This window comes from Kushneria halocnemicola (assembly GCF_965650455.1).
Lineage (GTDB): Bacteria > Pseudomonadota > Gammaproteobacteria > Pseudomonadales > Halomonadaceae > Kushneria.
This window is the reverse complement of sequence record NZ_OZ287968.1, coordinates 1,353,239-1,379,958: the sequence shown is the minus strand read 5'-3', so window position 1 is coordinate 1,379,958 and position 26,720 is coordinate 1,353,239. Positions and strand designations below refer to the sequence as shown.

Sequence of the window (26,720 nt, the reverse complement as noted above, 5' to 3'; positions counted from 1 at the left end):
AGGTACAATGACGACCGCCCCCGCAATGGCGTGACCGAACATCTGTTCCATGAGGTATTTTTTGAAAGAGAGCCTGCAGATCTGGTGCGCCCAGCGTCTGGCCAGCCATGGCTGGCATCGTGAGGTGCCGCCCGAGCGTGCCATGAGCGTTCCCCGTGCCCTTGCCCGACTTCGCAGCATGGACATGGAGGAGCCCGGTGCTCTGGGGTGGCAGATGGTAGGGCGCCTTGACCAGGCGCAACGTGACGAGGCCGTCACCATGCTGGTGCTGGCGTTCAACGCGCAGTGGCTGGATGAACAGGCCCTGTCACAGTGGCTGACCTGGCTTCAGGGAGAGACCTCGCAGCCGCCCTGGCCCGATCAGGGTGACAGCGCGATCTGGCGTGCTCGCGCCCCCTTTGCCCCCGTCATGATCGACAGTCTGGAAGCGGCCGGCCTGGAGCGCGAACGTACCGCTCATTTTCTGCGCGAGGTCTGGTCCGTTCACGAGCGTGATGAGCTCATCCGCATGCTGCTGTGGCTGGCAGGGCAGGGCCATCGTCACGGCTGGGAACTCGATTACCTTCGATTTGAAACCATGACCCCGGCGCAGCGACTGCAGTGGCATGCCCGCATGGCGCCGCAGGCGACCTACGCCGCCACGCTCGAGGCGCTGGTGGTTCAGGAGCATCCACGGGATGTGGCGGCATGGGACTGGCTGCGTCTGGTCGATCTGGCCTGGGCCGGCATGGCCATGGGCTGGCTTGATCAGGACGAAGCCAGAGGCTTTGCCGCACACGGTGTGGATCTTCTGACGCGTCGGTATCAAAGCTGGCATGAGGTGGCGCTGGCCTGGCAGCGTGGGCGCAGTCTGCATGAAGGGCTCGATCTGATGGAGAACTTCACGGTCGACTGGCAACTGCTGCTTGAAGCGCCTGACAGCCCCTGGCAGCGATCGCTGCATCAGCTGCTTGATGACGACCTTCGTGAACGCTCCCGGGCGATGATTCGCGGCCTTCGCAGCAGTGCACGTCACTGGGCGCTGGCAGTGGCCTCCGTCAGGGAGTCGGATCTGCTGTATCGCCAGTACATGGCGCCCGGTGCAAGCGATGAGCAGCGCCGGCTGAGTCGGGAATATCTCGACGAGATTCTGGACTGGCGACCGGAGGAAGGCGTGGCAGGGCTGTCACGCTTCTGGATGCCGGGGCAGGTGCATCATCTTAATCAGCTGGCCTCCGATGCGCTGCATGGCAGGCTGCCGGAGTCTTCGACCCCCTTTGGCACGCCGTCTTCCGAGCTACTGGCCTATCGTCAGCAGCTGGCAGGCTGCGCGTCGGTTTCTGCCACGATCATCATGGCTGAAAAATATGCCTTTCATCTCCAGATGTTTGAAAGCGCTGAATATGGCGACACCGAGCTGCTGGCGCGCTGTCATACGCGGCTTGCCGCCATGCTGGATCGTCACTATCTCAGCGTGGATGCCCTGCTGGAGGCCTGGGTGCGCTGGGAGCAGACCCTGCCCGAAGACAGTACGCAGGAGTCGCTGGTCGAGGATATCGAGTGGCATCGCAACGATCCCGGTAGCCCCTTTCACTGGCTAACAGCCCCCGGCGGCTTTCAGAGGGAGCCGGGCACGCGCCCCTCGCTGTCGCGCTTTACGGCGCTTGCGCTATCAGGGCCACTCAACGCTGCGCTGTGGGGCGAGCCTGAAAGACAGTATGGCGTACAGGCCACCGAGATCCGGGAATGGCTGGATAGCCACTACGGACTCACTGGCACCGCGCCACTGATTCGCTTTCTCGATTTTCTGGTCGAGGCCGGGGACCGACAGGAGTATTTGATCAACTACGGGCCTTACACGCTGAATCAGCGCCGGCTGCGCCAGGAAATTGCCGTGCTGGAGTCTGCCAACTGCAGTGAGGATGAAAGGGTTCATCTGGAAAGACTGCGCCGCGTTTTGAAAAACGACCATCAGTGTAATGACATCGACATGGCGGCATGGGATATCGCCCAGGTGGTGGATCTTGCCGCTGCCGGGCGGCAGCTGGGCTGGCTGAGTGCGGAAAAGCTTCACCACTACCTCGATCAGGCGCTGGCGCTGGCCTCACGCCACTACAGCGACTGGTGGGCCTACGGCAAGGGAATGCTGGCAGGCTATAGCTTTTTCATGGTCGACACCCCCGAGCGTGATCATTTTCTGGCGGAATTCAATCAGGCCATGACGGCCTGGCAGACGGGTCTGCCGCCACTGGCCGGCAGCTGGGCCAGCCTTGATTTCCCGGGTGCGCAGCCACGGCGATGGCCGCCGCTTCATGCCGACACGCTTCCGGGCGACGCTCGCATCCTGCACTAGCACAGTAATGAGTAATCACCAGTGTTGTTTTGTTACCTTTGCATGAATTTCGATTAATACTTTGGTCATAGCGAAGGTGGTTTGATTAATTTTTAATACTCGCCACGCCTGATCAAATTCCTTAACATCCTGAAGGCGTTGTTTTTGACGCCTTTCCCTATCTGTTACACGATGCTTTCAGGATGCTTCCAGTGCTCAATCAACAAAAAGGGCCGTATTCATGCGGCGAATAATCATGGGTAGTCTGGTTTGTCTTGCGCTGGGAGGATGTGCCGCCTCTCAGCCCGGTTCACAGGATGGCGCCAGGGATATGGCCATGCTTTCGCTTTCGACGGTGAAAACGTCGAAAGCGAAAGCCGGAAAAAATGTCCGACAGACATCACACTATGACTATATCTCTCCCGAGGACGCTTATCCGGTCGATATCGAAGCCGCGCTCATGGCCGAGTTTGATACCTGGCAGGGCACGCCTTATCGATTCGGCGGCGAAAGCAGCAATGGCATCGACTGTTCAGCGCTGGTGCAACAGGTTTTCCGGGACAGCTTCAACTTTGATCTGCCGCGGACCACGGCCGGTCAGGTGCTGACCGGTCGCCGCATCGAAAAAACGGCGCTCAAGGCCGGTGATCTGGTCTTTTTCAGGCCCTGGCGCGGCGATCGCCACGTTGGTATCTATGTGGGTGATGGTCGCTTCATGCACGCCTCAAGCTCAAGGGGCGTGAAGATCTCCCGGCTGGATAATCCCTACTGGAGCCGACATTACTGGCAGTCCCGCCGAGCGCTGGATGCCAATGCGCTTGCCATGCGCACGCCCTGAAGATTTTCAAGCGGGCCGATACGAAAGGGTATCGGCCCGTTCTGCTTTTGCCTTTTGGCAACGACACGGTATGCCTCACTTCGATACGCCTGCTTTTAACCCCCCGCCGTTTAATCGACTTCGCCTGATCCACCGGTACACGTCGCTGCCTTGATATTTCCGAGCTGCCTTTTCTTGTACAAGACATGAAAAAATGTTGTACGATTACAGGCGCAAACGGCTGGCACGGATGCCGGCCCGACAACGGACTTCAGGATTTATCAGGTATGGATACCCAATGTTCAAGCTTTTCGGTGTGCGGCACTGAAGCGATTTCCTTTCCGTTCTTGTCGGCAGCGTCTGATGATGATGGATGCGCGTCTCAATCACTTGACGAGCTGTCGTGTGATCATGACCTGACGCTGCTGGACATGGCGCCTCATCATCGGGTGCTGGACATGTACGGCTCCGGGCAGCGGCGCATGCATCTGATTGCCAACGCACTGGATGAGCGTGGTGAACTGGTGGCCAATATCATGGGCGCGCTGTCACTTGAAAGCGCAGCCCTTCGGCAAACGCCTGACAATGTGACCATGGCGCGTCTGGATGATGATCGCCTGTCTCCGGAAGAGATGGGGTCCTTCGATCGCGTGTTGCTCGATATCCCTGCCCTGATCGGACGACACCTGTCGGCCCGACAGCGTTCTGAACGGCTGGTATCACTGCTGCTTCGTGCCATCAGCCTGTGCCGCAACGGCGGGCATGTCGTGTACATCACACATGGTCATCTGGCCCACGACAATGAAATGGTGATCGATCAGGTGATCAATGATGCCCACAAGGGCGTTGCTCTGGGCGACATTGATCTGGTCGGGGTGGATGGGCGTCCGGGTAATACCTGCTGCGGTGGGCAGCAGCTCGATCCCAGAATTGCCAGAACGCTGCATGTTGCAGGTGGCATGAGCCGCGATGATCGCTATCTGGCCATATTGAAATGCGGTCACTCCTGATCCGGCACCATCAATGTTGATCGGCATCGACGCCGGTACACCCCAGCACTACAATGACGCCTCTTTTGCCTTCGGGGCCGGGGATGTCTTTTTTCACCTTTCGCCTGCGTCACGTTTGTTGTTATCTCGCAACATGGCTGGCGCATCAGCTTGTGGCCTTGCGCATCTCACCGGCAGGGCTTGCCCTTGTGGCTATTGCGCTGGCCCTGGTCACAATTCCTCTGCTGTATACCCATCAGCTTCTTGCGGCGGCGCTTTGTGTGATGTCGTATCGCCTGATGAGCGTGCTTTCAGGCTGGGTATCGAAAGCGCTGGGCCATTCTGACGCAAGACAGCGCTACCTTCGCCCGTTCATGGAAGTCATTCTGATCCTGTCGGTCATGGCTGGATTGTCACTGTCCTCACCCGAGCGGCTTTTATGGCCCGCACTGGCTCTGGTCGTGGTCGTGCTGGTGTTTGATCTGGAAAGACGGCTGGTAGTGCTGCTTCAAAAAGCGCAAGGCATTGTTGCCAGAGAAGGACATCTTGAGCGGGTGATCGACGTGATTACGGGGAGTGCAGGGCGCACGCTGCTTTTGATAGCGGCCTGCTACCGGCCACAGAGCTTTTTTTGGAGCGGATTCGCATTTGCAGGCTTGTGTTGTCTGGTGCTGGTCTGGCGGCTGGTGTCCAACTACCAGCGACTGAAAATATCGACGGAACCACCCGCTTCACCGATGCCGGTTAACCGGGAAGCGCCTGTCGAAGTATCAACATCGCAACCACAGGCGTAACGACAAGCGGACATAAAAAAGGCAGCCCGTTGGCTGCCTTTTTAAACATTGATCATTGGTGATCAGTGCTCATGACCGCCTTCGCCGTGTACATGGCCGTGCTCGAGTTCTTCGGCACTGGCTTCACGTACGGATTCGACGCTGACGTCAAAGTTCAGGGTCTCACCGGCCAGCGGATGGTTGCCGTCAACGGTAACCGTATCACCTTCGAGCTTGGTGACGGTGACCAGCAGCGGGCCGCCTTCGGTCTGCGCCTGAAACTGCATGCCGGGCTGAATGTCTTCTACGCCCTGGAAGGCATCGCGCGGTACTTCCTGCACCAGAGAGGGCTGGACTTCGCCATAGCCTTCGCCGGGTTCAACGCGCGCCTGAAGGCTGTCACCTGTCGTCTTGCCCGACAGTTCCTTCTCCAGACCGGGAATGATGTTGCCGGAACCGTGCAGATAGGAAAGCGGATCACGACCTTCAGAGCTGTCGAGTACTTCACCGGAATCGTTTTTCAGAGTGTAGTGAAACGATACGACCTTGTTCTCTTCGATCTGCATGATAAGGGTCCTTTGCGTCGGTACGTGTTGGTTGCTCTTGAACTGTCGGGGCATCGTCTTCATTAATGCGTGCCGACGTGCTGACACATGAGATGGCGACGGCCATATATTTTTCAACCCCGGGCAGGCCATCAATCGCGCTTTTTTTACGATATCATGCCAGCATGGTGTCGGCTTGCAGGCATGGCGGCATCATGATGGCCCGGCAAGGCAGATATCGTGCCCCGGTGCACAACTGAATTATAGACCTTCAAATACTCGCGCAGGAGAGCTTATGACCATTGCTGTCATCTGGATTGTTATCTTTGCCATCGCCGCGGCGCTGGCCTGGAAGAGCTGGGAAAGCGGCTTTGGTAAACTGGTCAAGCGGTGGGTGCCCGACATTCTGCTGATTGATGATGAGCAGGCCAATCGTATTACCTGGTGTGTCGTGGCAGGTGTGCTGTTTGCCACGCTGATGACCAACCCGGCCTCCATGCTGCTGACCGTGGCAATGATCGCCCTGATCGCCCTGATTGTACGAGCGGTGATTCGCTTTGCGCTGAGCAAGGTGCACTGAAAGCGTTTGAGCTTTCAAGCGACCGCTCGGATCGATAAGGCGCTTTCAAATGAATGCCATCAAAAAGGGCTCCCTCGGGAGCCCTTTTTGACGTTCAATACGCCGATTCCAGCATCACCATAAAAGCGCTCAGCGAGAGATATGCTGGTACTCGCCCGCATCGCTGGTGGCCCGGCTGACCAGAACAATAGCAATAAACGAGGCGATAAAGCCGGGGATGATTTCATAGATCCCGTCGCCGCCCAGAAACGCTGCGTTCCAGCCCAGTGCAATCCAGATCATGACGGTGACCGCACCCACGACCATGCCTGCAATGGCGCCGGTACCGTTGGTGCGCGACCACATCAATGACAGCAGAATCACCGGACCGAAGGCGGCACCAAAGCCTGCCCAGGCGTTGCTCACCAGTCCCAGCACCTGAGAGTTCGGATCAGAGGCGATGATCGCGGCTACCACGCCTACCAGCAGAACACTGACGCGACCGACCGTGACGACTTCCTTCTCCGTTGCCTGCTTGCGCAAAAACAGGCGATAGAAGTCTTCTGTCAGCGACGAGGAGGCCACCAGCAGCTGGCTGGAAATGGTGCTCATGACCGCCGCCAGCAGGGCCGCATAAAGAAAGCCCGTGATCAGCGGATGGAACAAAAGGTTGGCCAGAATAATAAAGATCGTTTCCGGGTCCTGAATGTCCATGCCGTTGCGAACCGCGTAGGCGCGCCCGAACAGACCCAGCGAGACGGCCCCGATCATGGAGATCAGCATCCAGCTCATGCCGATGTTGCGCGCCGTGGGCACATCCTTGAGCGAGCGTATGGCCATGAAACGCACGATGATGTGCGGCTGGCCAAAATAGCCAAGCCCCCAGGTGATCGCGGAAAGCCACCCGATAAACGTCAGTCCGTCCGTCCAGGACAGCAGGGTGGGATCGACCTCATTGAGCGTCTGCGAGGCCTGGGCAAAACCGCCACCGCCTTCGCCGAAGAGCACCACGGCCGGCATGATCACCAGTGCCAGCATCATGATGCAGCCCTGCACGAAGTCCGTCAGGCTCACCGCCAGAAAGCCACCGACCACGGTGTAGACCAGTACCACGCCCAGCGTAATGATCACACCCGAGGCGTAATCGCTCGCCCCGCCGATGCTGACCAGCCCCGAAAAGGCGCTCTGGAACAGCTTGCCGCCGGCCACCAGCCCGGACGCCGTGTAGATGGCAAAAAAGACCACGATGACGATGGCAGAGACCACCCTCAGCGACATGGCGCGGGTCGGAAAGCGATTGGCCAGAAAGGCGGGAATGGTAATGGCGTTGCCGTAGCGGACCGTTTGTTCACGAAGACGCGGTGCGACCAGAAGCCAGTTGAAAAAGGCCCCCAGCAGCAATCCAACGCCGATCCACGCCGACCCCAGACCGGAGGCAAACATCGCCCCGGGCAGGCCCAGCAGCAGCCAGCCGCTCATGTCCGAGGCACCCGCCGACAGCGCCGCCACCTTCGGGCTGAGCGTGCGACCGCCCAGCATGTAGTCCTCGGAGGTCGAGGTCGCAGTGCGCATGGCATACAGGCCGATACCGACCATGAGCGCGAAATAAGCAAAAAGGCTGATCCAGACACCGATAGCCATAAATTTCTCCTGTGTTCTGATTATTGGGCCGGAAGGTTTCCTGCAGGTGTCATGAGCAGGGCGCGAGCGAATGGAAAACCCTTTTTGACGTTGTTTTCAACCACAAATGGCCTCCCATCGCTCGTTGTCATCATGATGTGTGGATCAATCGTCTCCCATGGCCAGCAGGGACGCATTGCCCCCCAGCGCGGCCGTATTGATGGTGCGCGTTTTCTCGTTGACAAAGCGCAGCAGATAGTGAGGCCCGCCGGCCTTGGGCCCGGTGCCTGAAAATCCTTGCCCACCAAAGGGTTGAACGCCCACCACGGCGCCTATGATATTACGATTGACGTAGACATTGCCGACCCGGATGCGACGGGCCACACGATTGGCGAAGGTCTCGTTGCGGCTGTGTACGCCAAAGGTCAGACCGTAGCCGCGCTCGTTGATGGTGTCGATCACCGCATCGATGTCGGCCGCCCTGAAGGTCGCGACGTGCAAAATGGGGCCAAACTGCTCGGTCTCCAGCGCATCGATGCCATCGATTTTAAACGCCGTCGGGGCAATAAAGGTGCCGTTGGCGGCAATGGCCGGATCGATCGCGGTCTCGGCGATCAGGCGGCCTTCACCCTTGAGCCGATCAATATGGGCCTGGAGTCCCTGTCGAGCCTCATCATCGATGACCGGGCCGACATCGGTGGCCAGCTTTGTCGGGTCACCGATATTGAGCTCGGCCATCGCCCCCTTGAGGGTGTCGATGACGCGCTCGGCGATATCTTCCTGAACGTAGAGCACGCGCAGCGCCGAACAGCGCTGGCCGGCACTCTGATAGCTCGAGGCCACCACATCCTTGACCACCTGCTCGGGCAGGGCAGTGGAGTCCACGATCATGGCGTTGAGCCCGCCGGTTTCGGCCACCAGCGTTGGCAGTGGCGCGTTGTCGCGTGCGGCCAGCGAGCGGTTGATCAGCTGCGCCGTCCCGGTCGAGCCGGTGAAGGCAACCCCGGTGATCCGGCGATCGCTCGAGAGCACGGCGCCGACCGTGGCGCCATCGCCTGGCAGCAGCTGTACCACTCCGCGCGGCATGCCGGCCTCATGCAGCAGTTCGACAACGCGATGCGCGACCAGCGAGGTCTGCTCTGCCGGCTTGGCCAGCACGGTGTTGCCGGTCACGGCCGCTGCCACGGTCTGGCCACAGAAGATGGCGATCGGGAAGTTCCACGGGCTGATGGTGGCAAAAACGCCCTTGCCCTGCATGATGAGCTCGTTGGACTCGCCGGTCGGCCCGGGCAGCACTGTAGGCGCCTCAAAAATGTCCCGGGCGCGGGCGGCGTAGTAGCGGCAGAAATCCACCGCTTCGCGCACTTCGGCCACGCCATCGGGCAGCAGCTTGCCGCCTTCCATGCAGCACAGGGCCATCAGTTCGGGCGTATGCTTTTCCATCAGATCGGCAAAACGTTCCAGAATGGTGGCGCGCTGCTCGACCGGCGTGTCGTTCCAGTCGGGGAAGGCCTTCCAGGCCACATCGATGGCACGTGAGGTCTCATCAGCACTGGTCCAGCGCACCTTCCCGACGATGCGCTGATGACCCCAGGGGCAGACGACGTCGCGAAGCTCACCGTCATTGCGGTCCAGATCGAACCCGACCAGCGGCCCGGCACGGTAATCACGCTCGAAAAAGGGCGTCATTTCGTCGATCAGCGGCTTGAACTGGCTGTTGACGTTCAGGTTGATACCCCGCGAGTTGCGTCGGCCGTCGGGATAGATGTCGGCCGGCATGGGGATATTGGAATTAAAATACTGGCCCACGCCGATCAGGTTCTCGACCGGGTGAACGCAAAGCGATTCCACTGCGACACGCGGGTCGACCAGCTGATGGACAAACGAGGAGTTGGCACCGTTTTCCAGCAGGCGACGTACCAGGTAGGGCAGCAGATCCTTGTGGGCGCCCACCGGGGCATAGATGCGACACCAGGTGCCCTTCGGGGCCTGCTTGAGGGCGGCTTCGTAAAGGGCCTCGCCCATGCCGTGCAGACGCTGGAATTCGAACGCGCGATCGCCCTGATGGGCCAGGTCGATAATGGTCGCGATGGTATGGGCGTTGTGGGTGGCAAACTGAGGGAAGAGGCGACCACGCGTGTTGTCGGAGAGCAGATAGGTCGCGCAGGCCAGATAGGAGACATCCGTGCAGGCCTTGCGGGTGAACACCGGGTAGCCGTCAACGCCCAGCTGCTGCGACTCCTTGATCTCGCTGTCCCAGTAGGCGCCCTTGACCAGACGTACCGGAATTTCATCGTTTTGTTCATCGGCGATGCGCGTCAGCCACTGAAGCGCCGGCAGGGCACGCTTGGAGTAGGCCTGAATGACCAGGCCGAATCTGCCCCAGCCCTGACAGACATCGGCGTTGTACACCGCCTTGAAGACCTCGAGTGACAGCTCGAGCCGGTCGACTTCTTCGGCATCGATGGTCAGCGCCACATCCAGACTGCGCGCCAGCTCAACGAGCTGTTTGACGGTGGCGACCAGCTCTTCGAGAACCTGCTCGCGCCGCCCGGACTCATAGCGCGGGTGCAGCGCCGAGAGCTTGATGGAAATCGAGGGGGCCGGCGTGGTCGAGGCCAGCTTCTGGCTGGTTTTACCTACGGCGCGAATGGCGCTGGTGTAGTCGTCAAAATAACGCTTGGCATCCTTTCGGGTCAGCGCCGCCTCGCCCAGCATGTCGTAGGAATAGGTGTAGCCCTTGTCGAACAAGGGCCTTGAGCGCTTGAGCGCCTCATCGATATCGCGGCCCAGCACGAACTGGCGACCCATGACCTTCATCGCCTGGCGCATCGCCTGACGAATGACCGGCTCCCCCATGCGATTGACCATGCGATTGATAAAGCCTGCCGGGCGGCCGTCCTGCGGCTGATCCAGCTTGATCACGCGCCCGGTGGTCAAAAGCCCCCAGGTCGAGGCGTTGACGAACCAGGATTCACTCTGGCCGGCGTATTTCTCCCACTCCCCGACACTGAGGCGGTCTTCGATCAGGGCATCGGTCGTGGCGCTGTCGGGCACGCGCAGCAGCGCTTCTGCCAGACACATCAGCATCAGGCCTTCCTGCGTGCCCAGACTGTACTGCTGCAAAAGCTCATCGATGGAGTCCACCGCGGTGTCCATGGCGCGCACTTCACGCACCAGCGCTGCGGTGGTGTCAGCAATCCGCCTGAAATCCCCCTCATCGGTCTGTAAAAGCTCGATGAATTCTCGCATCAGATCGTTTTCGTCGACGATATAGTGATCGCTGATGCGGTCAAAAAGGGTGTCAGGGGCCTGCTGCCAGGTGCCGGCATCCAGTATCTGTTGGCTGTTGAGCATAGTGAAGTTCCTTGCCGCAAAGGACGGCCAGCGCAGGATCAAACCGCGTGGACAAATGAGGCGTCGATGGCTGGCGGTGACAAAAAAGGGATAGTGGCTTTTTTGACTTTAGGCTGTGACGCGCAGCGTCGTCTTGTCGATTTGCCGGGAAGGGTTGTCAGATTGGCGGGAGTTTGACGGGCAGTTTGGTCGCGCAAAAAAGCGGGAGTTTCGGCAATACGTCTTTGGTCTTAGGGGAGGGCGGGCAGCCGGACCAATGCCGGTGATGCTCATTCTGCGCGGGTCTGGCGCAGTGCCCTGGGGGAGTGGCCGAAATGGCGTCTAAAAGCGTGTGACAATGCACTTTGATTGGCAAAGCCCGAGCGTTCGGCGATATCAATCAGAGGCAGGCGGGATTCCAGCAGCAGTTTGCGTGCCGCATTGAGACGCTTGCGCAGGATGTACTGATAGGGCGGCAGGCCCGTTCGTATGCGAAAGAGCTCGGTAAAGTGGGCACTGGACAGATGAACCAGACCGGCCAGATCCTCAACGCGGATGGCCCGGGCCAGATGGCGATCGATGTAGTGATCCAGCATGCTCAGATCGAGCCGCGACTGCGGGGTGGCCTGCCGGTCGAGCAGGCGATGGGAGAGAATCGACAGCAGGGTCGTGATCAACAGATCGCGATCGACGTCCGGCTGATGGGTGATCTCCTCGACCATAAAGGTGAGATAGGCACGTGCGGCACTGTCGAGTTCAAAGTGCAGTGGATGAGAAAACAGCTGAAAGTGATGGCGGTAGGCGCCTGACAGGCCCGGTGCATCGTCAAAGAGATCCAGCAGCAGCTGGGAGTTGTCCCCGATGCCGCGGTAGCAGTGCTCCCGATCACCCGGAATGGTGCAGCCGTGAAAGGGCGCTATGTGCAGTGCCTGTCCGTCGATAATGATCTCGGCCTCTCCTGCAAGGCCGATCACAATCTGGTGAAAGGGGTGCGAATGCGCCTGGGAGATTTCTTCCAGCGGCGCTCGGCGGATGACGTTGGTACTGGTCAGCGCGATGGTCATGGCAGTTCAATCATCAAACGAAAAGGACTCATCGGCTTGCATCAAAAGGCACGCCGGTCACCAAGCGACAGTCGCGCCGTCAGGTGCTGGCGCAGTGCGCGGATTTCCTCGATCCCGGCACTTGAAAACAGATTGCCTCCCTGCTGGAGCCGCCAGGGCTGGCCATATTCATCCATGATGACTTGACAGCGCCGGCGTACGTTTTCCAGATAGGGATCATGTCGGATCGGGTAACCGATGATGGTGTGCCAGCGGGCCTCCGAGACGCGATTTTCCAGCGCCTCGTCAAGCAGGGCCAGCAGGTCGTCGGCGCTGGTGCGATAGCGCGGCGTTCGCGACAAAATCAGCGCCGTGACCATAAAACCGCAGATCAGCAGACAGACAACAAAGGTCAGCGCAAAGATAGCCATGGGGGTCATCGCTTGCCGGGTCGGAGCATTATTCTAGCATGTTCCGATCCGGCACCGAGAGTCTCAGCGTCTGGGCAACATGTCGTCGGCGGCCGCTTCGCGACTGCGGCGAACGCGCTTGAGCCACATCTGCCGGGCGTGGTGTCGAAGGTTGGAGACATCGTCGGTTTCATCCACGATGTCCTGACCCAGAATGGTCTCAAGAATATCTTCCATCGTCAGCACGCCCACCCAGTTGCCGTGGTCGTCATACACCACACACATGTGATGGTGATCGTTGAGCATGCGAATGAAAACCTGCTCGACGCTGTCCCTGCCATCCACCGATTGGATGGGATGCATGATCGCCTCGAGAGTGGCGTCATCGGCGGCGTGATAGGCGTCCATCTTGTGCACATAGCCAACGGTCTGCTCCGGCGGCGTCATGACGGGGTAGCGTGTGAAGGGCAACTCGCCATGAGCGGCGTCAAACTCGGCCACGGTCATTTCGGGCGCCACGGTCTTGCACACCGTACGCGGGGTCATGACCTCATGGACACGGATATTGTGCAGATTGAGGATGTTGACGATGGTTCGGCTTTCGTCGGTATCCACCACGCCGCGCTCCTGGCCCAGCCGCGCCAGTGCCTTGATCTCTTCGCGAACATCGACGTCATCTTCTGCGCCGCCGCCAATGCGGCGCGTGATCTGTTCCGACAGCCATATAAAGGGCAGCAGTACCCGGATCATGATCCTGAGCGTCGGCGCCAGGATCGGCGCCAGCTGGCGCCAGTAACGGGCGCCGATGGTCTTGGGCAGAATTTCTGACAGCACAAGGATCAGTAGTGTCATGACCGCCGATGCCACACCGATCCATGTCTCGCCGAACACGGCGGAAACCTGAGCACCCACGCCCGTCGCGCCGGCCGTATGAGCAATGGTGTTGAGCGTGAGAATGGCTGCCAGCGGCCGGTCGACATTGTCCTTGAGCTGGCTCAGGGAGTGATGCAGCGCCGGGCGAGCTTCCTTCAGGCGTGCGATGTGGCTGGGGGTCAGCGACAGCAGTGCAGCCTCGAGTACCGAACAGATAAAAGAGATGGCAATGGCGGCAACGGCGAAGACGATCAGAAGGACCATGGAGGCTCAAACGTGATGGCAAGGCAGCCATTAATGACACTTTCAGCAGGCGAGTGAATTAAAAAACGATTAACCCGGCAGGAAAAATGTAAAAAGATGTAATAATTCAGGCAGGGCTATGGGAGCGATTTCGCGGCGATAAGACCGACATTGTCTGCAAGATGTCGCCATTTTGCGACATTACTTAAGTAAGTTTAATACAGGTCTTTCGAAATTAAATAAAATGATCACGAAATCTGCCTCTTTTAATACTTTAGCCTCTAAAGCTGATGGGTATAATCCGCGACGATAGCAAACGATTAACCCATGTAATGGTAAAAGGCTTACGCGTTCGGCATGCAATCCCTGGACTCACTCGAGCTGGCCATCCTGACTCGCCTGCTCAATACAGGCCGATACCAACGTGTATATGTCAAGGCAATGGAATTTGGCGTCACGGATGCAGAGTTTGCCCGTGCCGTACGCTATCTCACTCAAAAGGGATTGATCGATGCAGTCTGGGAAAAGCACGCGTCCCGCCATCTGATGCAACGTCTGTTTCGAAAACCCTGTTTCGAGCAGTGCTGCGGGCGTATTACCGAGCATGGCCTGAATGTGGTCATGGCCGGCTAGAGAGACTGCGGTCGCAGCGGGGGTGGCGCCGGATGATCGGACATAAAAAAACCGCCACAACGAGGTGGCGGCCATGCAAGGAACAGTTAGTCAAAACGCATTCCTCAGCGACTGAAGAAGAACGTCTTGCTTACTATGACCACCGTGTTTCCGGTTTGATCCCCGAAATTTAAATTTTTTTTGCTTCAAGGACTTTTCGCTACAAAAACAGCACTTTGTGGCATGCTGCTTGTGTTTGTTGATGGGGGCTCTTATGATGGGCGCCATGCGGGTATAGCTCAGTTGGTAGAGCGTCAGCTTCCCAAGCTGAATGTCGTGGGTTCGAGTCCCATTGCCCGCTCCATTTCCTCTTTCGTGCTTCCTTTCCTGTTACTTATCTGGCGCCCTCAAAGGCCCCGGGTTCGCGCGTTGTCTGTGCCCTGATGCTATCCAGACGGTCTCGATCTGGGCACATTGTCGTGTATACCCCGGTGTACACTGCCAGTTCGGTGTACAAAACAGATATCAACCCGACATGAATTGCCGCGACTGCCTGAACCTCGGCCCACAGAGCATTATCGATATTTGCGTTGTGTGGTGTCAGGACTGGCTGAAAAAGTGAAGTACCCGATCCACGCCCAGGCTGTCGGACCAGGCGGCCGGCGTTTGAATCGTGGCAATGAATATCTGATCTTCCCGATCAATATACTGCTCAAGCTCGGCAAGGATTCGATCCGGTGTGGCCGGTGTTCTGACAAGCCAGGTGGTCTCGAGTACATGCAGGCTGTCGGGGTAGAGCGACAGCGCCCTGATCAGGTGATCGTACGCCTGGTCGGGACGTTTCAGATCGCAGGTAATCATGTAGTCAGCCATGCAGCGCTCCATCGGCTCTTTCCTTCAGAGGGTGCCGGGTCCAGCGACCCGGCGGTGACATGCATTATGACACCTGCAGCATTGATTGCGCCGGGCAGATGGCTGAATACCTGTAGAGCGGTCAGACAGATAATCGGCAGGCGAGCTTAGCTGCCCGGTCCGGATTCCAGACAGTAGCGTGCCATGGCCGGGCCCAGCCTGAGGCCCTTGTTGAGATCACGCAGGGCAGTGCGCAGCCCCTCTTCAACGCAGGGGTGATAGAAGGGCATCTCCAGCATCTGTGCTACCGTCATGCGCTGCTGATGACACCATGCCAGCAGGTGAGCGAGATGCTCTGCCTGTGGGCCAAACATTTCAGCGCCCAGAAAAAGCCCCGAGCCCTGCTCGCCGTAAACGCGCAGTAGCCCATGATTCTGGCGCATGACGCGGGCACGGCCCTGGCCGCTGAAGTCGACTTCCCCGACGGCGTAGCTGTCGCTGTCGCGCTGTTCAATGTCGGCCCACGACAGCCCGGCCGCGGCGATCTGTGGATCGGTGAAGACCACGGTCAGCATCGAGCGGCGATGGCCGGCGCGAATGTCCGGGTAGCGCCCGGCGTTGTCACCGGCGATACGTCCTTCGTCGGAGGCCTCGTGCAGCAGCGGCAGCTCGGCGTTGGCGTCTCCGGCGATAAAGATGGAGGCGGGCGTGCCATCCTGGTACTGACACTGCAGGGTGTAACGGTCAAATACCGGCAGGTCGTCTTCCATGCGCAGGCCGGCACGAGTGATATCGAGTCCTTCGAGGTTGGGCGGTCGGCCCGTGGCAGCCAGCAGGTAATCGAAGCGCTCGGTGACCTCACGGTCACTGTCGCGTTCGACAAAGGTGACTTCAACCCGGTCATCGACAAGTGCCACGTTGCGTGTCTCGGCTTTCGGGTCGAGATAGAACTCGCTGTTGAAGTAGCGGTCGGCATGATCGCGAACATCAGGGTCGCTGATCGGGCCGACGGCGCCGCCAACGCCGAACATGCGCACGCGAACGCCCAGCCGCGATAGCGCCTGGCCCAGCTCCAGACCGACCACGCCCGGGCCAAACACGGCGATCGACTCGGGCAGATCATCCCAGTAGAAGATGTCGTTGTTGGTTACCAGGCGCTCGCCGGCGGCCTTGAGAAAATCCGGATAGTCGGGGCTTGAACCGGTTGCAATGACAATGCGCTCGGCGTGCACGCGAGTATGGTTGTCAACGACAAGCGTATCGGCACTTTCGAAGACGGCATGGCCGCGAAGGCGGTGCTTGGCATCGATGCTCTCCACGGACTCGAGGACGCCATCGACAAAGTGGTCGCGCTCGCGCTGAACGCGCGCCATGACATCACGCCCATCGATACGGATGTTGCCGTCGATATGCACACCAAAGGCGCTGGCATCGCGGGCGTGGTGTGCTGTCTCGGCCGCTGCGATCAGCAGCTTGCTGGGCATGCACCCCACGCGGGCACAGGTCGTGCCATAGGGGCCGCCCTCGATCATGATCACGCTGTCGGTATGGGCACGGGCCGCATTGTAAGCGCCCAGTCCGGCGCTTCCTGCGCCAATGATGGCAACGTCTACACGTCGTTCCTGCATTCGGGACTCCATTCTCGAAGGGCGTACGGTGTTGGCGTGCCCACATGAAAACGGCCACCCGTGGGTGGCCGTTTTGATCCGATGGGCAAAAAACGATCAGGCAGCAACGGCCTGTTCGAGATGCGCCTTGAGATCTTCTGCACCGCCGATATGACGGCCATCGATCCAGACCTGCGGTACGGTCGCATGTCCTGTCATGGCACGCAGCGAGCGGCTGGTAATATCGCGGTTGCCGATGGCGATGTCTTCATAGGCAATGCGGTTATCAGCCAGCGCCTGCTTGGCACGTGCACAGTGTGGGCAGCCGGGCTTGGTGATAATGGTAGCAAAGCTGGGGCGATCTGCTTCGGGATTGAGGTAATCGAGCATGGTGTCGGCATCGGAGACCTCGAAGGGGTCGCCCGGCTTTTCCGGCTCGATGAACATCTTGTCGATTTTGCCGTCGCGAACGACCATGGAATAGCGCCAGCTGCGCTTGCCAAAGCCCAGGTCGGTCTTGTCGACCAGCATGCCCATGCCTTCGGTGAAATCGCCGTTACCGTCGGCCAGAAGGGTCAGATGTTCAGCTTCCTGATGCTCACCCCAGGCTTCCATGACGAACGCGTCGTTGACGGACAGGCAGATGATTTCATCGACACCGCTGGCGAACAGCTGCTCTGCCAGCTCGTTGTAGCGCGGCAGGTGCGTTGAGGAGCAGGTTGGCGTGTAGGCACCCGGAAGGGAGAAAACGGCAACGGTACGGTTGGCGAAGATGTCCTTGGTCTGGACGTCAATCAGTTCGCCACCCTTGCGCTGCTTGAGCGTGACTTCCGGGACGTATTGGCCTTCACGATTTTGCAATTCCATTCTTTGCTCCATGTATTATTGAACTACTGCGGTGACAGGCACCGCTGCCAGAAAACACTCTTCAGTTTATGCATTTATAGCGGGTTGCGACATTTTAATAAGACAAAGGTCGTAATAGAAAAGGATAATTGGAAAGGGCCGGCTAATATAGCGTGTCGCTTCTATCCATCGATCATGTTCGATACTGGTAGTGAATATGTTCCTGCTTGCGCGGCCCTTCGACGGTCCAGGTCAGATCGAACCCGTCGTCTGTCATGATCAGTTCACCGCTGTAGAGGTCTCTCACGCATAGATGCGGTGACAGGCTCATCAGGTGGTTGTCCGCCACCACGACCAGTGGAAACAAAAAGACGGCGTCTTCCGGCCCACGTCGTTCGTGATAGAGCTCCACGCGGTCTTCCACCACGTCAAAGCGATAGACATTGCCAAAGGCCAGCCGGCGTCCGTTGTTGTGGGTGAAGTGCCCCTGCTCATGAAAGCGCAGCGTGGGGTAGTCGTCGCTGACACGGACCTCGCCGACGCCCTGTCCCGACCAGTCGCTGGAGGATTTTGGTCCGGGGGAGGCCGTAAAGGTGAGCTGACGGGTTGCCCTGAGGCACTCGGTCAGGCGTATAATCGTTGTTAACCTTGAAAATCTATCTGGTTGACGAAGCATATGGCCTATCTACTCGGGGTCACACTCTTGTGGTCCTTCTCATTCAGTCTGATCGGCGTCTATCTGGCCGGTCAGGTTGACAGCTATTTTGCCGTATTAACGCGTGTCTCGCTCGCCTGTCTGGTATTTCTGCCCTGGCTTCGACCACGCCTTCTGGACCGGCGTCGCACGCTGGGGCTGATGGGCGTGGGTGCCATCCAGCTGGGGCTGATGTATGTGTGCTACTACCAGTCGTTTGTACTGCTCAGCGTGCCCGAGATTTTGCTGTTTACCATTTTCACGCCCATTTATATTGCGCTGCTGGACAATCTCCTGAGTCGACGACTGGATCTCTTTCAGCTGGCGATGGCACTGGTTGCCGTGCTGGGAGCGGCCTTGATTCGCTACCAGGGCGTGGGCGAGGCCTTCTGGACCGGCTTTCTCATGGTGCAGGGCGCCAATTTGTGTTTTGCCATTGGCCAGGTGGGCTACCGACATCTCATGCGCGGTGCCGAGCGCACGTTGCCGGTGATCAATGTGTTTGGCTGGTTCTATATTGGCGCGCTGCTGGTAGCCCTGCCGGCCTGGTGGTGGATGGGCGATGCCTCGAATCTACCGACCACGCCGGTGCAGTGGGGGGTACTGGCCTGGCTTGGCATGGTGGCCTCGGGCGCGGGCTATTTCTTCTGGAATCAGGGCGCTCGCCGTGTGGACGCCGCAACGCTTGCGGTCATGAACAATCTACTGATTCCGGCAGGGCTACTGGTTAACCTGGTGATCTGGAATCGCGAGGCAGACCTTTCCCGGATCGCGCTGGGCGGGGCCGTGATGGTGCTGGCACTTGTGGGCAGCGAATGGTGGCGCCGGCGTTCGATCTCGTCTGCCGCCGGAAGGGCTGAATTTTCCTGACGGCGTGGTTTACCCTCCAGCGGCGCTGAACGCATAATGCCGGCTCGATGAAACAGTCTGGACAGGGCATGACACAGTTCAACCGGGTAGGGTTGGTGGGGCGACCGGATAGTGACAAGGTCGTTGAAACACTGGAGCGTTTGACGGTGTTTCTGGAATCGCGCGGCCTTGAGGTGCACTTCGAGGTTGAAACGGCCCGAACCTGTTCACTTCGCCAGGGCTCGGCCATTACGCTTGAAGAGATCGGCCGACGCTGCGATCTGGCCATCGTGGTCGGCGGTGACGGCAGCCTTCTGGGGGCCGGGCGCATGCTGTGTCGTTTCAATACGCCGATTCTGGGCGTCAATCGCGGCCGGCTGGGCTTTTTGACCGACATCAATCCCGATGAGGTCGAGCATCGCATCGATGAAGTGCTCAACGGCCAGTATGAGGTGGAAAGGCGTTTTCTACTCGACACCGAGGTCAAGCGCGACGGCCGCGTCATTGGCACGGCCTGCAGCCTCAACGATGTGGTGCTCCATCCGGCGGCCGCTGTGCGCATGATCGAGTTTGAACTCTATATCGATCGCCAGTTTGTCTATCGCCAGCGCTCTGATGGCCTGATTGTGGCAACGCCGACCGGTTCTACGGCCTATGCGCTCTCCGGAGGCGGTCCCATCCTGCATCCCCGGCTCGAAGCCATCGTGCTGGTGCCGATGTTTCCTCATACCCTGTCAAGCCGACCGATCGTGGTCGATGCCGCCAGCGATATTTTGCTGGAGGTTGTGGACAGCCATGATGCCGAGCTTCAGGTCAGCTGCGACGGGCAGATGAAAGTGGTGGTCCAGCCCGGCGATCTGATCTCCATTCGTCGCAAACCCGAATATCTCAAGCTCTTGCATCCGCCGGGGTACAGCTATTTCGAAGCCTGTCGCAGCAAGCTGGGCTGGAGCAGTGGTCTTGTTGGTTGAGCCAGCCCCAAAAATGTCTGCCTCCCGTGCCGGTGAAGGGTTTGACCTGATTGGCGATGTGCACGGCTGCGGCGATCTGCTTGAGCAGCTGCTGGAGAAAATGGGGTATCAAAGGCACGACGGGGTATACGCCCACGCCACCCGGCGCGCCATTTTCCTGGGCGATCTGATCGATCGCGGGCCCCGCGTTCAAAAGGCGCTTGAGATCGTGCGCACCATGGTGGATGCCGGTACTGCACTGGTAGTAATGGGCAATCACGAAGCCCATGCACTGAAGCAGTGTCTGGGGCAGGGGGGCCGTGGTTTTACCATGCCGCGCGTTGGCGGACGCAGCGAGCGGGTGATGTTTGAGACGCTGGCACAGTTCGAGCGCTCGCCGAGGCTCTGGGCGTCGTATCTCGAATGGTTTCTCGAGATGCCGCTGTGCCTTGAGTTCGAGCATTTTCGCGTGGCGCATGCCTGCTGGGATGAATCGCTGCTGCGTCCCTTTTTAAATGATCATCCGGATGGCCGCATTGATCGGCATTTTCTGGCAGCGGCCAGCATCCAGGGCAGTGCTGAACATCGCCTGCTCGATCGCACCACGCGCGGCACGCAGCTTCGCCTGCCACAGGGACAGGTCATTCATTCACTGGATGGCACCCGGCGAAGCGTTTTTCGAACGCATTTCTGGGCACACTCGCCGCAGACCCATGGAGATGTGGTCTTTCAGCCCGACCCGCTGCCGCCGGGCATCGAGGATCGAGCGCTCAGCGACGACCAGCGACGCCGGCTGGTACATTACCCGCTGTCGCAGCGACCGCTGTTTGTCGGACACTACTGGTGCGAGGGCGTTCCGAGCCTGCCGACGGCCAACATTGCCTGTCTGGATTACAGTGCGGTCAGGGGCGGGCGGCTGGTGGCCTATCGCTTTGATGGTGAAACGACGCTGGATGCCGGGCGGTTTTGCTGGATCAGTGCCGATACGTGAAGACGCGAAAGCCGTCATGAAATAAAATTCGGATTTTTTGGATACGCCCGGAACTTTTGAGTCACACTGTCGTCAGAGTAAGTGTTCCCTTGAATGATCCCTTGCTCTTGTCCGGCGGACCCTCTCCGCCGGACTTCTTTTTGTGTGCCGTATTCAACTTCAACGTTTGAACCCATGAGCATGACCGGCTGGCAGGTCCCAGCCTCAAATGGAGTCAGCATGCCTCAGGCGCTGCGTTTCCCGCTTGATGCCGATATCGACGGACTGCGTCACGCACTCTGGAAACATCGCATCGGCCATCACTACTCTCGTGACCAGGACGGACAGGTGCTCTGGCTGATCGAGGATGTTCAGCTTGAAAAGGCACGCGAGCTGATCGAAAAGTGGCGTCAGGGAGAGTCCATGGCGCTGGACGAGACCCCTGAACCGGTGGCCCGCGGCGGGTCGATCATGGGCTCGCTGCGCCTGGCCCCGGTGACAACGCTTGTGATCGTGATGTGTCTGGTCGTCTTTGCCTGGCAGGGCATTGATAACATTCAGGCGCTGACGGCGCTGGCGATTGCGCCCATCGCCATCGAAGGACAGCAGCTCTACGCCTCAACGCTGGGATATGCGCTGTCGCAGGCAGAAGTCTGGCGTTTGTTCTCGCCGGCCTTTTTACATTTCAGCCTGATGCATCTGATCTTCAATCTGCTCTGGCTCTGGTATTTTGGCCGCCAGGTCGAGGCGCTGCAGGGTCGCTGGCGGCTGCTGGCGCTTCTGGTCTCGGCCATGCTGGTTTCCAACCTGGCGCAGTACGCCACCGGTACGGTGCTCTTTGGCGGTATGTCCGGTGTCGTCTATGCGCTCGTCGGGTTTGTCTGGCTCTATTCGCGCCTGGTCCCCGGCAGCGGTTTTCAGTTTCCCACCATGCTGATGGTGTTCATGGTGGGCTGGCTGGTGCTGTGCATGACCCCGGCCGCCGGCTGGATCGGTTTTGGCAACGTGGCCAACGAGGCGCACCTGGGCGGGCTGCTGCTGGGGCTGGCGGCCGGGCTTCTGGGCTCGCGCTTTCATCCGCACCGCGCAGCCCCTCCAAAAAGTCACGAGGATATCGACGGATAACCCATGAGCGACATGAATTTCGAGCGCATGATCGAGCAGCTGACGCCGCAAATGTATGAAGGGCTCAAGCGGGGCGTGGAACTGGGCAAGTGGCCTGACGGCCGGCCCCTGAGCGCCGAGCAGCGCGAGCTGTGTCTCGAAGCCATTTTGCGCTTTGAGGCCAGACACAACGTGGCCCCCGAGCAGCGCACGGGTCACATTGATCGCCACGGCTGTGGCAGCGACCAGCACGGTGAGGCCCGGGGCGACAGCATCAAATGGGTCAATTAGACCTTGAGTCTCTCTGGAGTATTCAGACGCCTCCCGAGCAAGGACTTGAATGTGCCGGGGGGCTTTCGCGCATGGCCATCACGGCCGATGCCGCGGGCCGAGCGCACTACCAGCTGCGCATCGGTGAGCACAATAAACCCCTCAATCCCTGGCTGGGCCACGATGTGGCCATCGAGTTTGCCGGCAGCATTGTCTGCGTCCACTGTCAGCGCCTGACGCGCAAGAGTTTCGGTCAGGGACACTGCTACGCTTGCTTCAGGCGCCTGGCGCGTTGTGATACCTGCATGATGGCGCCCGAGCGCTGCCACTATTTTCAGGGCACCTGCCGCGAGCCCGAGTGGGGCGAACGACACTGCTTTGCACCCCACGTGGTCTATCTGGCCGCCAGCTCCGGGCCCAAGGTCGGCATCACCAAACCGTCACAGATGCCCACTCGCTGGCTGGATCAGGGCGCCGTCCAGGCCCTGCCGATCCTGTCGGTGGCATCGCGTCGGCAGTCCGGGATGGTCGAGGCGCTCTTTCGAAGTGAAATCAGCGATCGCACCCACTGGCAGCGCATGCTCAAGGGCGAAACGGCGGATGTGGATCTCATCCAGCGGCGCGATGAGCTGATGACACGGCTGGCCCCGGGGCTTGAAGCGCTCAGAGCGCAGTTCGGTGAAGACAATATCCGCTCGCACGGCGAGCATCGTGTCGCCCGGTTTGACTATCCGGTACTGGCCTGGCCCGAACGCGTCAAAGCCCTCAATCTGGACCGCACCCCGCAGATCGAGGGGCGGCTGATGGGGCTCAAGGGGCAGTATCTGATCCTGGACACCGGCGTGATCAATCTGCGCAAGTACACCGGCTATCAGGTCAGTGTGAGGCTGTCAGCGCGCTCATGATGACAGGCTCTGGCGCGTCGATAGCTGTCGGGGCTGGCGCTTGCGCTCCATCTGCTCCAGAAACCACGCCATGACACGCCGATAAAGTTCCGGCCCCAGCACGACATCTTCTACGCCAACGTCCAGATTGGGGTTGTCATTGACCTCGATGACGACCACTCGTTCGCCGCTTTGCTTGATATCCACGCCGTAAAGGCCGTTGCCAATCAGGCGCGTCGCCTTGAGCGCCGTTTTGATCACCTTCTCGGGCGCATCGGCCGGGTCCATCGTCTCAAAGCCGCCGCTGCGCACCCGCGCGCCGCTGTGGTCGTAGATCTGCCAATGGCCGCGCGCCATGTAGTAGCGACTGGCAAACAGCACCTGTCCATCCAGAATGCCGATACGCCAGTCGTACTCGGTCGGCATCCACTCCTGTAACAGCAAAAGCGCCGAATCCTCGAACAACCGTCTTGCCTCCTCGATCAACTGCGCGCTGGAGCTGATCTTGACGATGCCGCGTGAAAAGGCGCCGTCCGGTATTTTCAGCACCTGCGGAAAGGTCAGGGTGTCGGCCAGCGTCCCCAGACGGTCGAGATCGCCTCGGTTGAGCAGATGGCCTTCGGGCGCCGGAATGCCGCGGGCACGCAGCAGGGCATGCAGATACACCTTGTTGGTGCAGCGTAGAATCGACTGGGGGTCATCGATGACGACCAGCCCTTCGTGCTCGGCGCGGCGCGCCATGCGCCAGGTGTGATGGTCAAGACAAGTGGTTTCGCGAATGAACAGGGCGTCGAATTCGGCCAGTCGCCCCTCATCGCGTCGGGTGATCAGACTGACATCGATGCCCATCGATCGCCCGGCACGAATGAATTGCTTGATTGCGCTCTTGTTGCTGGGCGGCATCGCCTCGGCGGGGTCGACCAGAATGGCCAGGTCAAAGCGGTAGCGTCGTCGGGCGGCCGGGGTGCGCCACACCTGGCGGGAGTGACCGTTAAGGGCGCGTGCAAAACGCTCCTCTTCCGCCGGGGCAACGTCCTTGAGCGAGAGCGCCTTCAGCCGTGCCAGCCGCCAGTCGCCGTGGCGTTTGATAAACCGGGCCTCCATGATCGGGCAGGGCAGATGGGAAAAGAGCCGGCGCCCGAGCCGTGCCAGCGCCTCGCTGCCGGTGTCGCCAAAAAAAAGCCGCAGATCGAGCCGCTCGCCGTGCAGGGCGCCGCGACGGTCCAGTTCGGCCATCATGTCGTTGAGCCCATCGAGCTGGAGATCGATCAGCGCCTTGCGCCTGAGCTGGTTGAGCGTTTCCACGTCGGGCTGTACGCGCTGGCCGCGGGCCTGAGCCAGCAGCGACACGTAGTAGCCGGTCTCGAGATAATCCAGCCCGCTGCACAGATTGATGACATGAGTCGCCCGGTCCTGGTCGGAATTGTCTTCCAGGGCCAGAAAGTCATCGGCGCTGACGATATCATCGCTGGGATAATAGGGGCGCCAGTCGCTGGGGTGATCCACGACAATACGCAAACGTGACATGACACTACTCCGCCGCTCAGGGGACATCTGCGCATCATAGGACGGTGCCGGCCGTCGTGGAATAGGCTCGATCACTCATGAGCGGTAGTCGGGGGCAGTGTGGCGGGCGTAGGCCCGGGCCGAGACGATGCTGGAACTGCCGTGGATCAGGACTGACGCCACCACGACCAGTGTGACCAGCGGCCAGGCAAGGTCAAGGTCCGCCCTGTCACGCACTTCCAGGGCATAGAGCAGGGCCGCCACGCCCAGCGGTCCGATCCAGCCCAGCCAGGCCGCGGTCCGAAATCCCTTTAGCGGCCCCAGCAGCGGTGACAGCAGCAAAAGCGCCGGCAGACGACGCAACAACACGATCAGAACAGCAGCCAGCAGGGCCATCCAGCCCAGCGACAGCCACCCCTGCCTGGGCAGTACGAGCCCCAGCAGGAAAAACACCGGAATGGTGAAAAGGCGCTCCAGCGTGGATTGCATCTCTTCCTGCTGAAGATCTTCATTGGCGCTTACCGTATGGGACAGGCCCAGATTGCCGATAAAGACTCCGATGATGGCGTTCATGCCGGCCATGTGCAGACCGAAAAGCAGCAGCAGCGTAAAGGCCAGTGCAAAGGGCAGCAGGGTGCTCTGCGACATCCAGCCGGCGCTGTGGGCCTTTTGCAGCGCTTTTCCGGCCACCAAACCCAGTACGTAGGCCAGTCCGGCGCACAGCACGTTTTCGTAGCCCACCGTCATTAAAAGCCAGTGCAGACTCTCCAGCGGCGCCCCTTGCGTGAGGCTCAGCCAGAGCGCCATGGCCAGCATGACCATGGGGGAGGCCAGACCATCATTGATGCCGGACTCATAGGTAATGGCGTGACGCATCGGGGCGGGGATCAGTTTTTTGGCCTGGTCGCCCTGAACCACGGTGGCCGTGACCACCGGGTCGGTGGGGGTGAGTATCCAGGCCAGCAAAAAGGCCAGCAAAAAGGCCAGCGCCCAGCCGGTGGCCAGGGTGATCTGTATCAGCACGGTGGTGAACGCGGCCATCAACACCATGCCACCGATGACGATGACCGCGAGCGGTCGCCTGTAATCTTTCAGAAAGTGTCGCTCCATCTGCAGCGCCGCCGAACTCAGAGCCATGGCCATGGTGATTCGACAGGCCCACTCCATCAGCGTGGTGACATCGCCCAGTGCCTCCAGCGGCACCAGCTGCGTGACGGGGCCGACAACGATACCGGCCAGCAGGGCGAACTGGACCTCCGTTGCGTACCACTGGCGGATTTTCTGAATCATCAGGCCATTGATGAGCCAGAGACTGCAGATGCAAAGGGCAACGATCAAAACGGTGTGGGTCATGCCGGTCATACCGAATCGGTTCACAGGGGAGGAAAAACGCGCCCCAGTGTAGTCGTTGCACGGGTTTGTTGCCGTCGATGCACCACATGGCAGGGTTATGACGCCATGGAGATGATAGGATTGCGACCTTTTGGATCCTGACCTGGAGAACAACGCATGGCTTTCACGCTGCGTGCCGCGGGGGGCAGGGATGCGGCGGCACTCAATGCCCTGGAGCGCACCTGTTTCGGTGACGATGAAGACAGCTTCAGCCCTTCACAGCTGAAGTATCTGGTAACGAAGGCCAACGCGCAAACGCGTCTGGTCGTGAATGAAAACGGCGATCTGATGGGCTACGGGACGCTGCTGTTTCGTCGCAACGAAAAGCGAGCGCGCCTTTACTCCTTTTGCCTGCATCCGGATGTGCGCGGACAGGGTCTGGGGCAGCGGCTGCTGCTGGCGCTGGAGGCGGTGGCCCTGGCGCGGGGCTGTGACAGCATCTATCTGGAAGTGCGCGCCGACAACCGTTCGGCGATATCGCTGTATCGGCGCATGGGCTATGACGTGCTGCACTGGATGGAGGACTACTATCACGACGGCTGCGCGGCGTGGAAAATGATCCGCTCGCTGGGAGACAGCGTTGATACGGTGTCCTGACCGGGCACCGGCCCGGCGGCAGGACCACCAGGGTTGGTGGCAGCCGCCTCGGGCGCTATGATCGGCGA

General features: G+C 59.8%; 25 protein-coding genes and 1 tRNA gene. 14 read left to right on the top strand and 12 right to left on the bottom strand.

Annotated elements, in window-relative coordinates; all coding sequences use genetic code 11:
- Positions 1-49 precede the first annotated feature (49 nt).
- The 4 genes from ACS92L_RS06270 to ACS92L_RS06255 all read left to right on the top strand — a co-directional run bounded on the left by ACS92L_RS06270 (position 50) and on the right by ACS92L_RS06255 (position 4,911).
- On the top strand, positions 50-2,332 hold the full coding sequence (locus ACS92L_RS06270) for a DUF1266 domain-containing protein (protein WP_438767812.1): 2,283 nt from the start codon (positions 50-52) through the stop codon (positions 2,330-2,332).
- Positions 2,333-2,648: 316 nt separating this feature from the next.
- Positions 2,649-3,149: an NlpC/P60 family protein gene (locus ACS92L_RS06265; protein ID WP_438767811.1), complete on the top strand. Its 501-nt coding sequence runs from the start codon at positions 2,649-2,651 to the stop codon at positions 3,147-3,149.
- 266 nt (positions 3,150-3,415) lie between these two features.
- Positions 3,416-4,138 carry a hypothetical protein gene (locus ACS92L_RS06260; protein ID WP_438767809.1) on the top strand — a complete coding sequence of 241 codons (723 nt, stop codon included), beginning with the start codon at positions 3,416-3,418 and terminating at the stop codon, positions 4,136-4,138.
- 83 nt (positions 4,139-4,221) lie between these two features.
- The gene (locus tag ACS92L_RS06255; RefSeq protein ID WP_438767807.1) at positions 4,222-4,911 is read left to right on the top strand and encodes a hypothetical protein; all 690 of its coding nucleotides are present in this window, start codon (positions 4,222-4,224) and stop codon (positions 4,909-4,911) included.
- 62 nt (positions 4,912-4,973) lie between these two features.
- On the opposite strand, the gene ACS92L_RS06250 is transcribed toward ACS92L_RS06255, so the two are convergent.
- Positions 4,974-5,456, bottom strand: coding sequence for an FKBP-type peptidyl-prolyl cis-trans isomerase (locus tag ACS92L_RS06250; protein ID WP_438767805.1), 483 nt, complete (start codon positions 5,454-5,456; stop codon positions 4,974-4,976).
- Positions 5,457-5,730: 274 nt separating this feature from the next.
- Between ACS92L_RS06250 and ACS92L_RS06245 the strand changes: the two genes are divergently transcribed.
- Positions 5,731-6,015: a hypothetical protein gene (locus ACS92L_RS06245; RefSeq protein ID WP_438767803.1), complete on the top strand. Its 285-nt coding sequence runs from the start codon at positions 5,731-5,733 to the stop codon at positions 6,013-6,015.
- A 129-nt stretch (positions 6,016-6,144) separates the two neighbouring features.
- Here ACS92L_RS06245 and putP read toward each other — a convergent pair whose 3' ends face one another.
- The 5 genes from putP to ACS92L_RS06220 all read right to left on the bottom strand — a co-directional run bounded on the left by putP (position 6,145) and on the right by ACS92L_RS06220 (position 13,540).
- Positions 6,145-7,635, bottom strand: a complete 1,491-nt coding sequence (putP, locus tag ACS92L_RS06240; protein ID WP_438767801.1) for a sodium/proline symporter PutP — start codon at positions 7,633-7,635, stop codon at positions 6,145-6,147.
- A 144-nt stretch (positions 7,636-7,779) separates the two neighbouring features.
- Entirely contained in the window at positions 7,780-10,971 is a 3,192-nt protein-coding gene (putA, locus tag ACS92L_RS06235; protein WP_438767799.1) for a bifunctional proline dehydrogenase/L-glutamate gamma-semialdehyde dehydrogenase PutA, read from the bottom strand.
- Between the two features lie 269 nt (positions 10,972-11,240).
- Positions 11,241-12,014, bottom strand: coding sequence for a helix-turn-helix domain-containing protein (locus ACS92L_RS06230; RefSeq protein WP_438767797.1), 774 nt, complete (start codon positions 12,012-12,014; stop codon positions 11,241-11,243).
- A gap of 41 nt (positions 12,015-12,055) precedes the next feature.
- A complete protein-coding gene (locus tag ACS92L_RS06225) occupies positions 12,056-12,424 on the bottom strand; it encodes a hypothetical protein (RefSeq protein WP_438767795.1) in 369 nt (122 codons plus the stop codon).
- Positions 12,425-12,487: 63 nt separating this feature from the next.
- Positions 12,488-13,540, bottom strand: a complete 1,053-nt coding sequence (locus tag ACS92L_RS06220; protein ID WP_438767793.1) for a CNNM domain-containing protein — start codon at positions 13,538-13,540, stop codon at positions 12,488-12,490.
- A 336-nt stretch (positions 13,541-13,876) separates the two neighbouring features.
- Here ACS92L_RS06220 and ACS92L_RS06215 point away from each other — a divergent pair, with 336 nt between their 5' ends.
- Both ACS92L_RS06215 and ACS92L_RS06210 read left to right on the top strand, forming a co-directional pair.
- Positions 13,877-14,152 (top strand): hypothetical protein, encoded by a 276-nt coding sequence (locus ACS92L_RS06215; RefSeq protein WP_438767791.1) that lies wholly within the window; start codon positions 13,877-13,879, stop codon positions 14,150-14,152.
- A 267-nt stretch (positions 14,153-14,419) separates the two neighbouring features.
- A tRNA-Gly gene (locus ACS92L_RS06210) sits at positions 14,420-14,495 on the top strand.
- 236 nt (positions 14,496-14,731) lie between these two features.
- Here the strand turns inward: ACS92L_RS06210 and ACS92L_RS06205 are convergent.
- The 4 genes from ACS92L_RS06205 to ACS92L_RS06190 all read right to left on the bottom strand — a co-directional run bounded on the left by ACS92L_RS06205 (position 14,732) and on the right by ACS92L_RS06190 (position 18,112).
- Positions 14,732-15,004 (bottom strand): hypothetical protein, encoded by a 273-nt coding sequence (locus ACS92L_RS06205; protein WP_438767789.1) that lies wholly within the window; start codon positions 15,002-15,004, stop codon positions 14,732-14,734.
- Positions 15,005-15,150: 146 nt separating this feature from the next.
- Positions 15,151-16,611 carry a dihydrolipoyl dehydrogenase gene (locus ACS92L_RS06200; RefSeq protein WP_438767787.1) on the bottom strand — a complete coding sequence of 487 codons (1,461 nt, stop codon included), beginning with the start codon at positions 16,609-16,611 and terminating at the stop codon, positions 15,151-15,153.
- A 96-nt stretch (positions 16,612-16,707) separates the two neighbouring features.
- Positions 16,708-17,457, bottom strand: coding sequence for a glutathione peroxidase (locus ACS92L_RS06195; protein ID WP_438767785.1), 750 nt, complete (start codon positions 17,455-17,457; stop codon positions 16,708-16,710).
- A gap of 172 nt (positions 17,458-17,629) precedes the next feature.
- Positions 17,630-18,112, bottom strand: coding sequence for a DUF6314 family protein (locus ACS92L_RS06190; RefSeq protein WP_438767783.1), 483 nt, complete (start codon positions 18,110-18,112; stop codon positions 17,630-17,632).
- Between ACS92L_RS06190 and ACS92L_RS06185 the strand changes: the two genes are divergently transcribed.
- From ACS92L_RS06185 to ACS92L_RS06160, 6 genes are all read left to right on the top strand, one after another.
- The gene (locus ACS92L_RS06185) at positions 18,113-19,000 is read left to right on the top strand and encodes a carboxylate/amino acid/amine transporter (protein ID WP_438767781.1); all 888 of its coding nucleotides are present in this window, start codon (positions 18,113-18,115) and stop codon (positions 18,998-19,000) included.
- Positions 19,001-19,068: 68 nt separating this feature from the next.
- On the top strand, positions 19,069-19,950 hold the full coding sequence (locus ACS92L_RS06180) for an NAD(+) kinase (RefSeq protein ID WP_438767779.1): 882 nt from the start codon (positions 19,069-19,071) through the stop codon (positions 19,948-19,950).
- A 13-nt stretch (positions 19,951-19,963) separates the two neighbouring features.
- Positions 19,964-20,920 carry a metallophosphoesterase gene (locus tag ACS92L_RS06175; RefSeq protein WP_438767777.1) on the top strand — a complete coding sequence of 319 codons (957 nt, stop codon included), beginning with the start codon at positions 19,964-19,966 and terminating at the stop codon, positions 20,918-20,920.
- 219 nt (positions 20,921-21,139) lie between these two features.
- On the top strand, positions 21,140-22,024 hold the full coding sequence (locus ACS92L_RS06170) for a rhomboid family intramembrane serine protease (protein ID WP_438767775.1): 885 nt from the start codon (positions 21,140-21,142) through the stop codon (positions 22,022-22,024).
- Positions 22,025-22,027: 3 nt separating this feature from the next.
- Entirely contained in the window at positions 22,028-22,294 is a 267-nt protein-coding gene (locus ACS92L_RS06165) for a YeaC family protein (RefSeq protein ID WP_438767773.1), read from the top strand.
- Positions 22,282-23,178, top strand: coding sequence for a DUF2797 domain-containing protein (locus tag ACS92L_RS06160; RefSeq protein ID WP_438767771.1), 897 nt, complete (start codon positions 22,282-22,284; stop codon positions 23,176-23,178). The genes ACS92L_RS06165 and ACS92L_RS06160 overlap by 13 nt, the downstream gene beginning before the upstream one ends.
- Here ACS92L_RS06160 and ACS92L_RS06155 read toward each other — a convergent pair.
- The gene (locus ACS92L_RS06155) at positions 23,173-24,684 is read right to left on the bottom strand and encodes a RimK family protein (protein WP_438767769.1); all 1,512 of its coding nucleotides are present in this window, start codon (positions 24,682-24,684) and stop codon (positions 23,173-23,175) included. The two genes, ACS92L_RS06160 and ACS92L_RS06155, sit on opposite strands and share 6 nt — an antisense overlap.
- A 75-nt stretch (positions 24,685-24,759) precedes the next feature.
- The gene (locus tag ACS92L_RS06150) at positions 24,760-26,016 is read right to left on the bottom strand and encodes a cation:proton antiporter domain-containing protein (RefSeq protein ID WP_438767767.1); all 1,257 of its coding nucleotides are present in this window, start codon (positions 26,014-26,016) and stop codon (positions 24,760-24,762) included.
- A gap of 156 nt (positions 26,017-26,172) precedes the next feature.
- Between ACS92L_RS06150 and ACS92L_RS06145 the strand changes: the two genes are divergently transcribed.
- Positions 26,173-26,652 carry a GNAT family N-acetyltransferase gene (locus ACS92L_RS06145; RefSeq protein ID WP_438767765.1) on the top strand — a complete coding sequence of 160 codons (480 nt, stop codon included), beginning with the start codon at positions 26,173-26,175 and terminating at the stop codon, positions 26,650-26,652.
- Positions 26,653-26,720: the final 68 nt, after the last annotated feature.

What these genes read in the sequence shown, in the direction of transcription:
- ACS92L_RS06270 (WP_438767812.1), top strand. Translation starts at nt 50, where the DNA reads ATGAGGTATTTTTTGAAAGAGAGCCTGCAGATCTGGTGCGCCCAGCGT.
- ACS92L_RS06265 (WP_438767811.1), top strand. Translation starts at nt 2,649, where the DNA reads ATGCTTTCGCTTTCGACGGTGAAAACGTCGAAAGCGAAAGCCGGAAAA.
- ACS92L_RS06260 (WP_438767809.1), top strand. Translation starts at nt 3,416, where the DNA reads ATGGATACCCAATGTTCAAGCTTTTCGGTGTGCGGCACTGAAGCGATT.
- ACS92L_RS06255 (WP_438767807.1), top strand. Translation starts at nt 4,222, where the DNA reads ATGTCTTTTTTCACCTTTCGCCTGCGTCACGTTTGTTGTTATCTCGCA.
- ACS92L_RS06250 (WP_438767805.1), bottom strand. Translation starts at nt 5,456, where the DNA reads ATGCAGATCGAAGAGAACAAGGTCGTATCGTTTCACTACACTCTGAAA.
- ACS92L_RS06245 (WP_438767803.1), top strand. Translation starts at nt 5,731, where the DNA reads ATGACCATTGCTGTCATCTGGATTGTTATCTTTGCCATCGCCGCGGCG.
- putP (WP_438767801.1), bottom strand. Translation starts at nt 7,635, where the DNA reads ATGGCTATCGGTGTCTGGATCAGCCTTTTTGCTTATTTCGCGCTCATG.
- putA (WP_438767799.1), bottom strand. Translation starts at nt 10,971, where the DNA reads ATGCTCAACAGCCAACAGATACTGGATGCCGGCACCTGGCAGCAGGCC.
- ACS92L_RS06230 (WP_438767797.1), bottom strand. Translation starts at nt 12,014, where the DNA reads ATGACCATCGCGCTGACCAGTACCAACGTCATCCGCCGAGCGCCGCTG.
- ACS92L_RS06225 (WP_438767795.1), bottom strand. Translation starts at nt 12,424, where the DNA reads ATGGCTATCTTTGCGCTGACCTTTGTTGTCTGTCTGCTGATCTGCGGT.
- ACS92L_RS06220 (WP_438767793.1), bottom strand. Translation starts at nt 13,540, where the DNA reads ATGGTCCTTCTGATCGTCTTCGCCGTTGCCGCCATTGCCATCTCTTTT.
- ACS92L_RS06215 (WP_438767791.1), top strand. Translation starts at nt 13,877, where the DNA reads ATGCAATCCCTGGACTCACTCGAGCTGGCCATCCTGACTCGCCTGCTC.
- ACS92L_RS06205 (WP_438767789.1), bottom strand. Translation starts at nt 15,004, where the DNA reads ATGGCTGACTACATGATTACCTGCGATCTGAAACGTCCCGACCAGGCG.
- ACS92L_RS06200 (WP_438767787.1), bottom strand. Translation starts at nt 16,611, where the DNA reads ATGCAGGAACGACGTGTAGACGTTGCCATCATTGGCGCAGGAAGCGCC.
- ACS92L_RS06195 (WP_438767785.1), bottom strand. Translation starts at nt 17,457, where the DNA reads ATGGAATTGCAAAATCGTGAAGGCCAATACGTCCCGGAAGTCACGCTC.
- ACS92L_RS06190 (WP_438767783.1), bottom strand. Translation starts at nt 18,112, where the DNA reads ATGCTTCGTCAACCAGATAGATTTTCAAGGTTAACAACGATTATACGC.
- ACS92L_RS06185 (WP_438767781.1), top strand. Translation starts at nt 18,113, where the DNA reads ATGGCCTATCTACTCGGGGTCACACTCTTGTGGTCCTTCTCATTCAGT.
- ACS92L_RS06180 (WP_438767779.1), top strand. Translation starts at nt 19,069, where the DNA reads ATGACACAGTTCAACCGGGTAGGGTTGGTGGGGCGACCGGATAGTGAC.
- ACS92L_RS06175 (WP_438767777.1), top strand. Translation starts at nt 19,964, where the DNA reads ATGTCTGCCTCCCGTGCCGGTGAAGGGTTTGACCTGATTGGCGATGTG.
- ACS92L_RS06170 (WP_438767775.1), top strand. Translation starts at nt 21,140, where the DNA reads ATGCCTCAGGCGCTGCGTTTCCCGCTTGATGCCGATATCGACGGACTG.
- ACS92L_RS06165 (WP_438767773.1), top strand. Translation starts at nt 22,028, where the DNA reads ATGAGCGACATGAATTTCGAGCGCATGATCGAGCAGCTGACGCCGCAA.
- ACS92L_RS06160 (WP_438767771.1), top strand. Translation starts at nt 22,282, where the DNA reads ATGGGTCAATTAGACCTTGAGTCTCTCTGGAGTATTCAGACGCCTCCC.
- ACS92L_RS06155 (WP_438767769.1), bottom strand. Translation starts at nt 24,684, where the DNA reads ATGTCACGTTTGCGTATTGTCGTGGATCACCCCAGCGACTGGCGCCCC.
- ACS92L_RS06150 (WP_438767767.1), bottom strand. Translation starts at nt 26,016, where the DNA reads ATGACCCACACCGTTTTGATCGTTGCCCTTTGCATCTGCAGTCTCTGG.
- ACS92L_RS06145 (WP_438767765.1), top strand. Translation starts at nt 26,173, where the DNA reads ATGGCTTTCACGCTGCGTGCCGCGGGGGGCAGGGATGCGGCGGCACTC.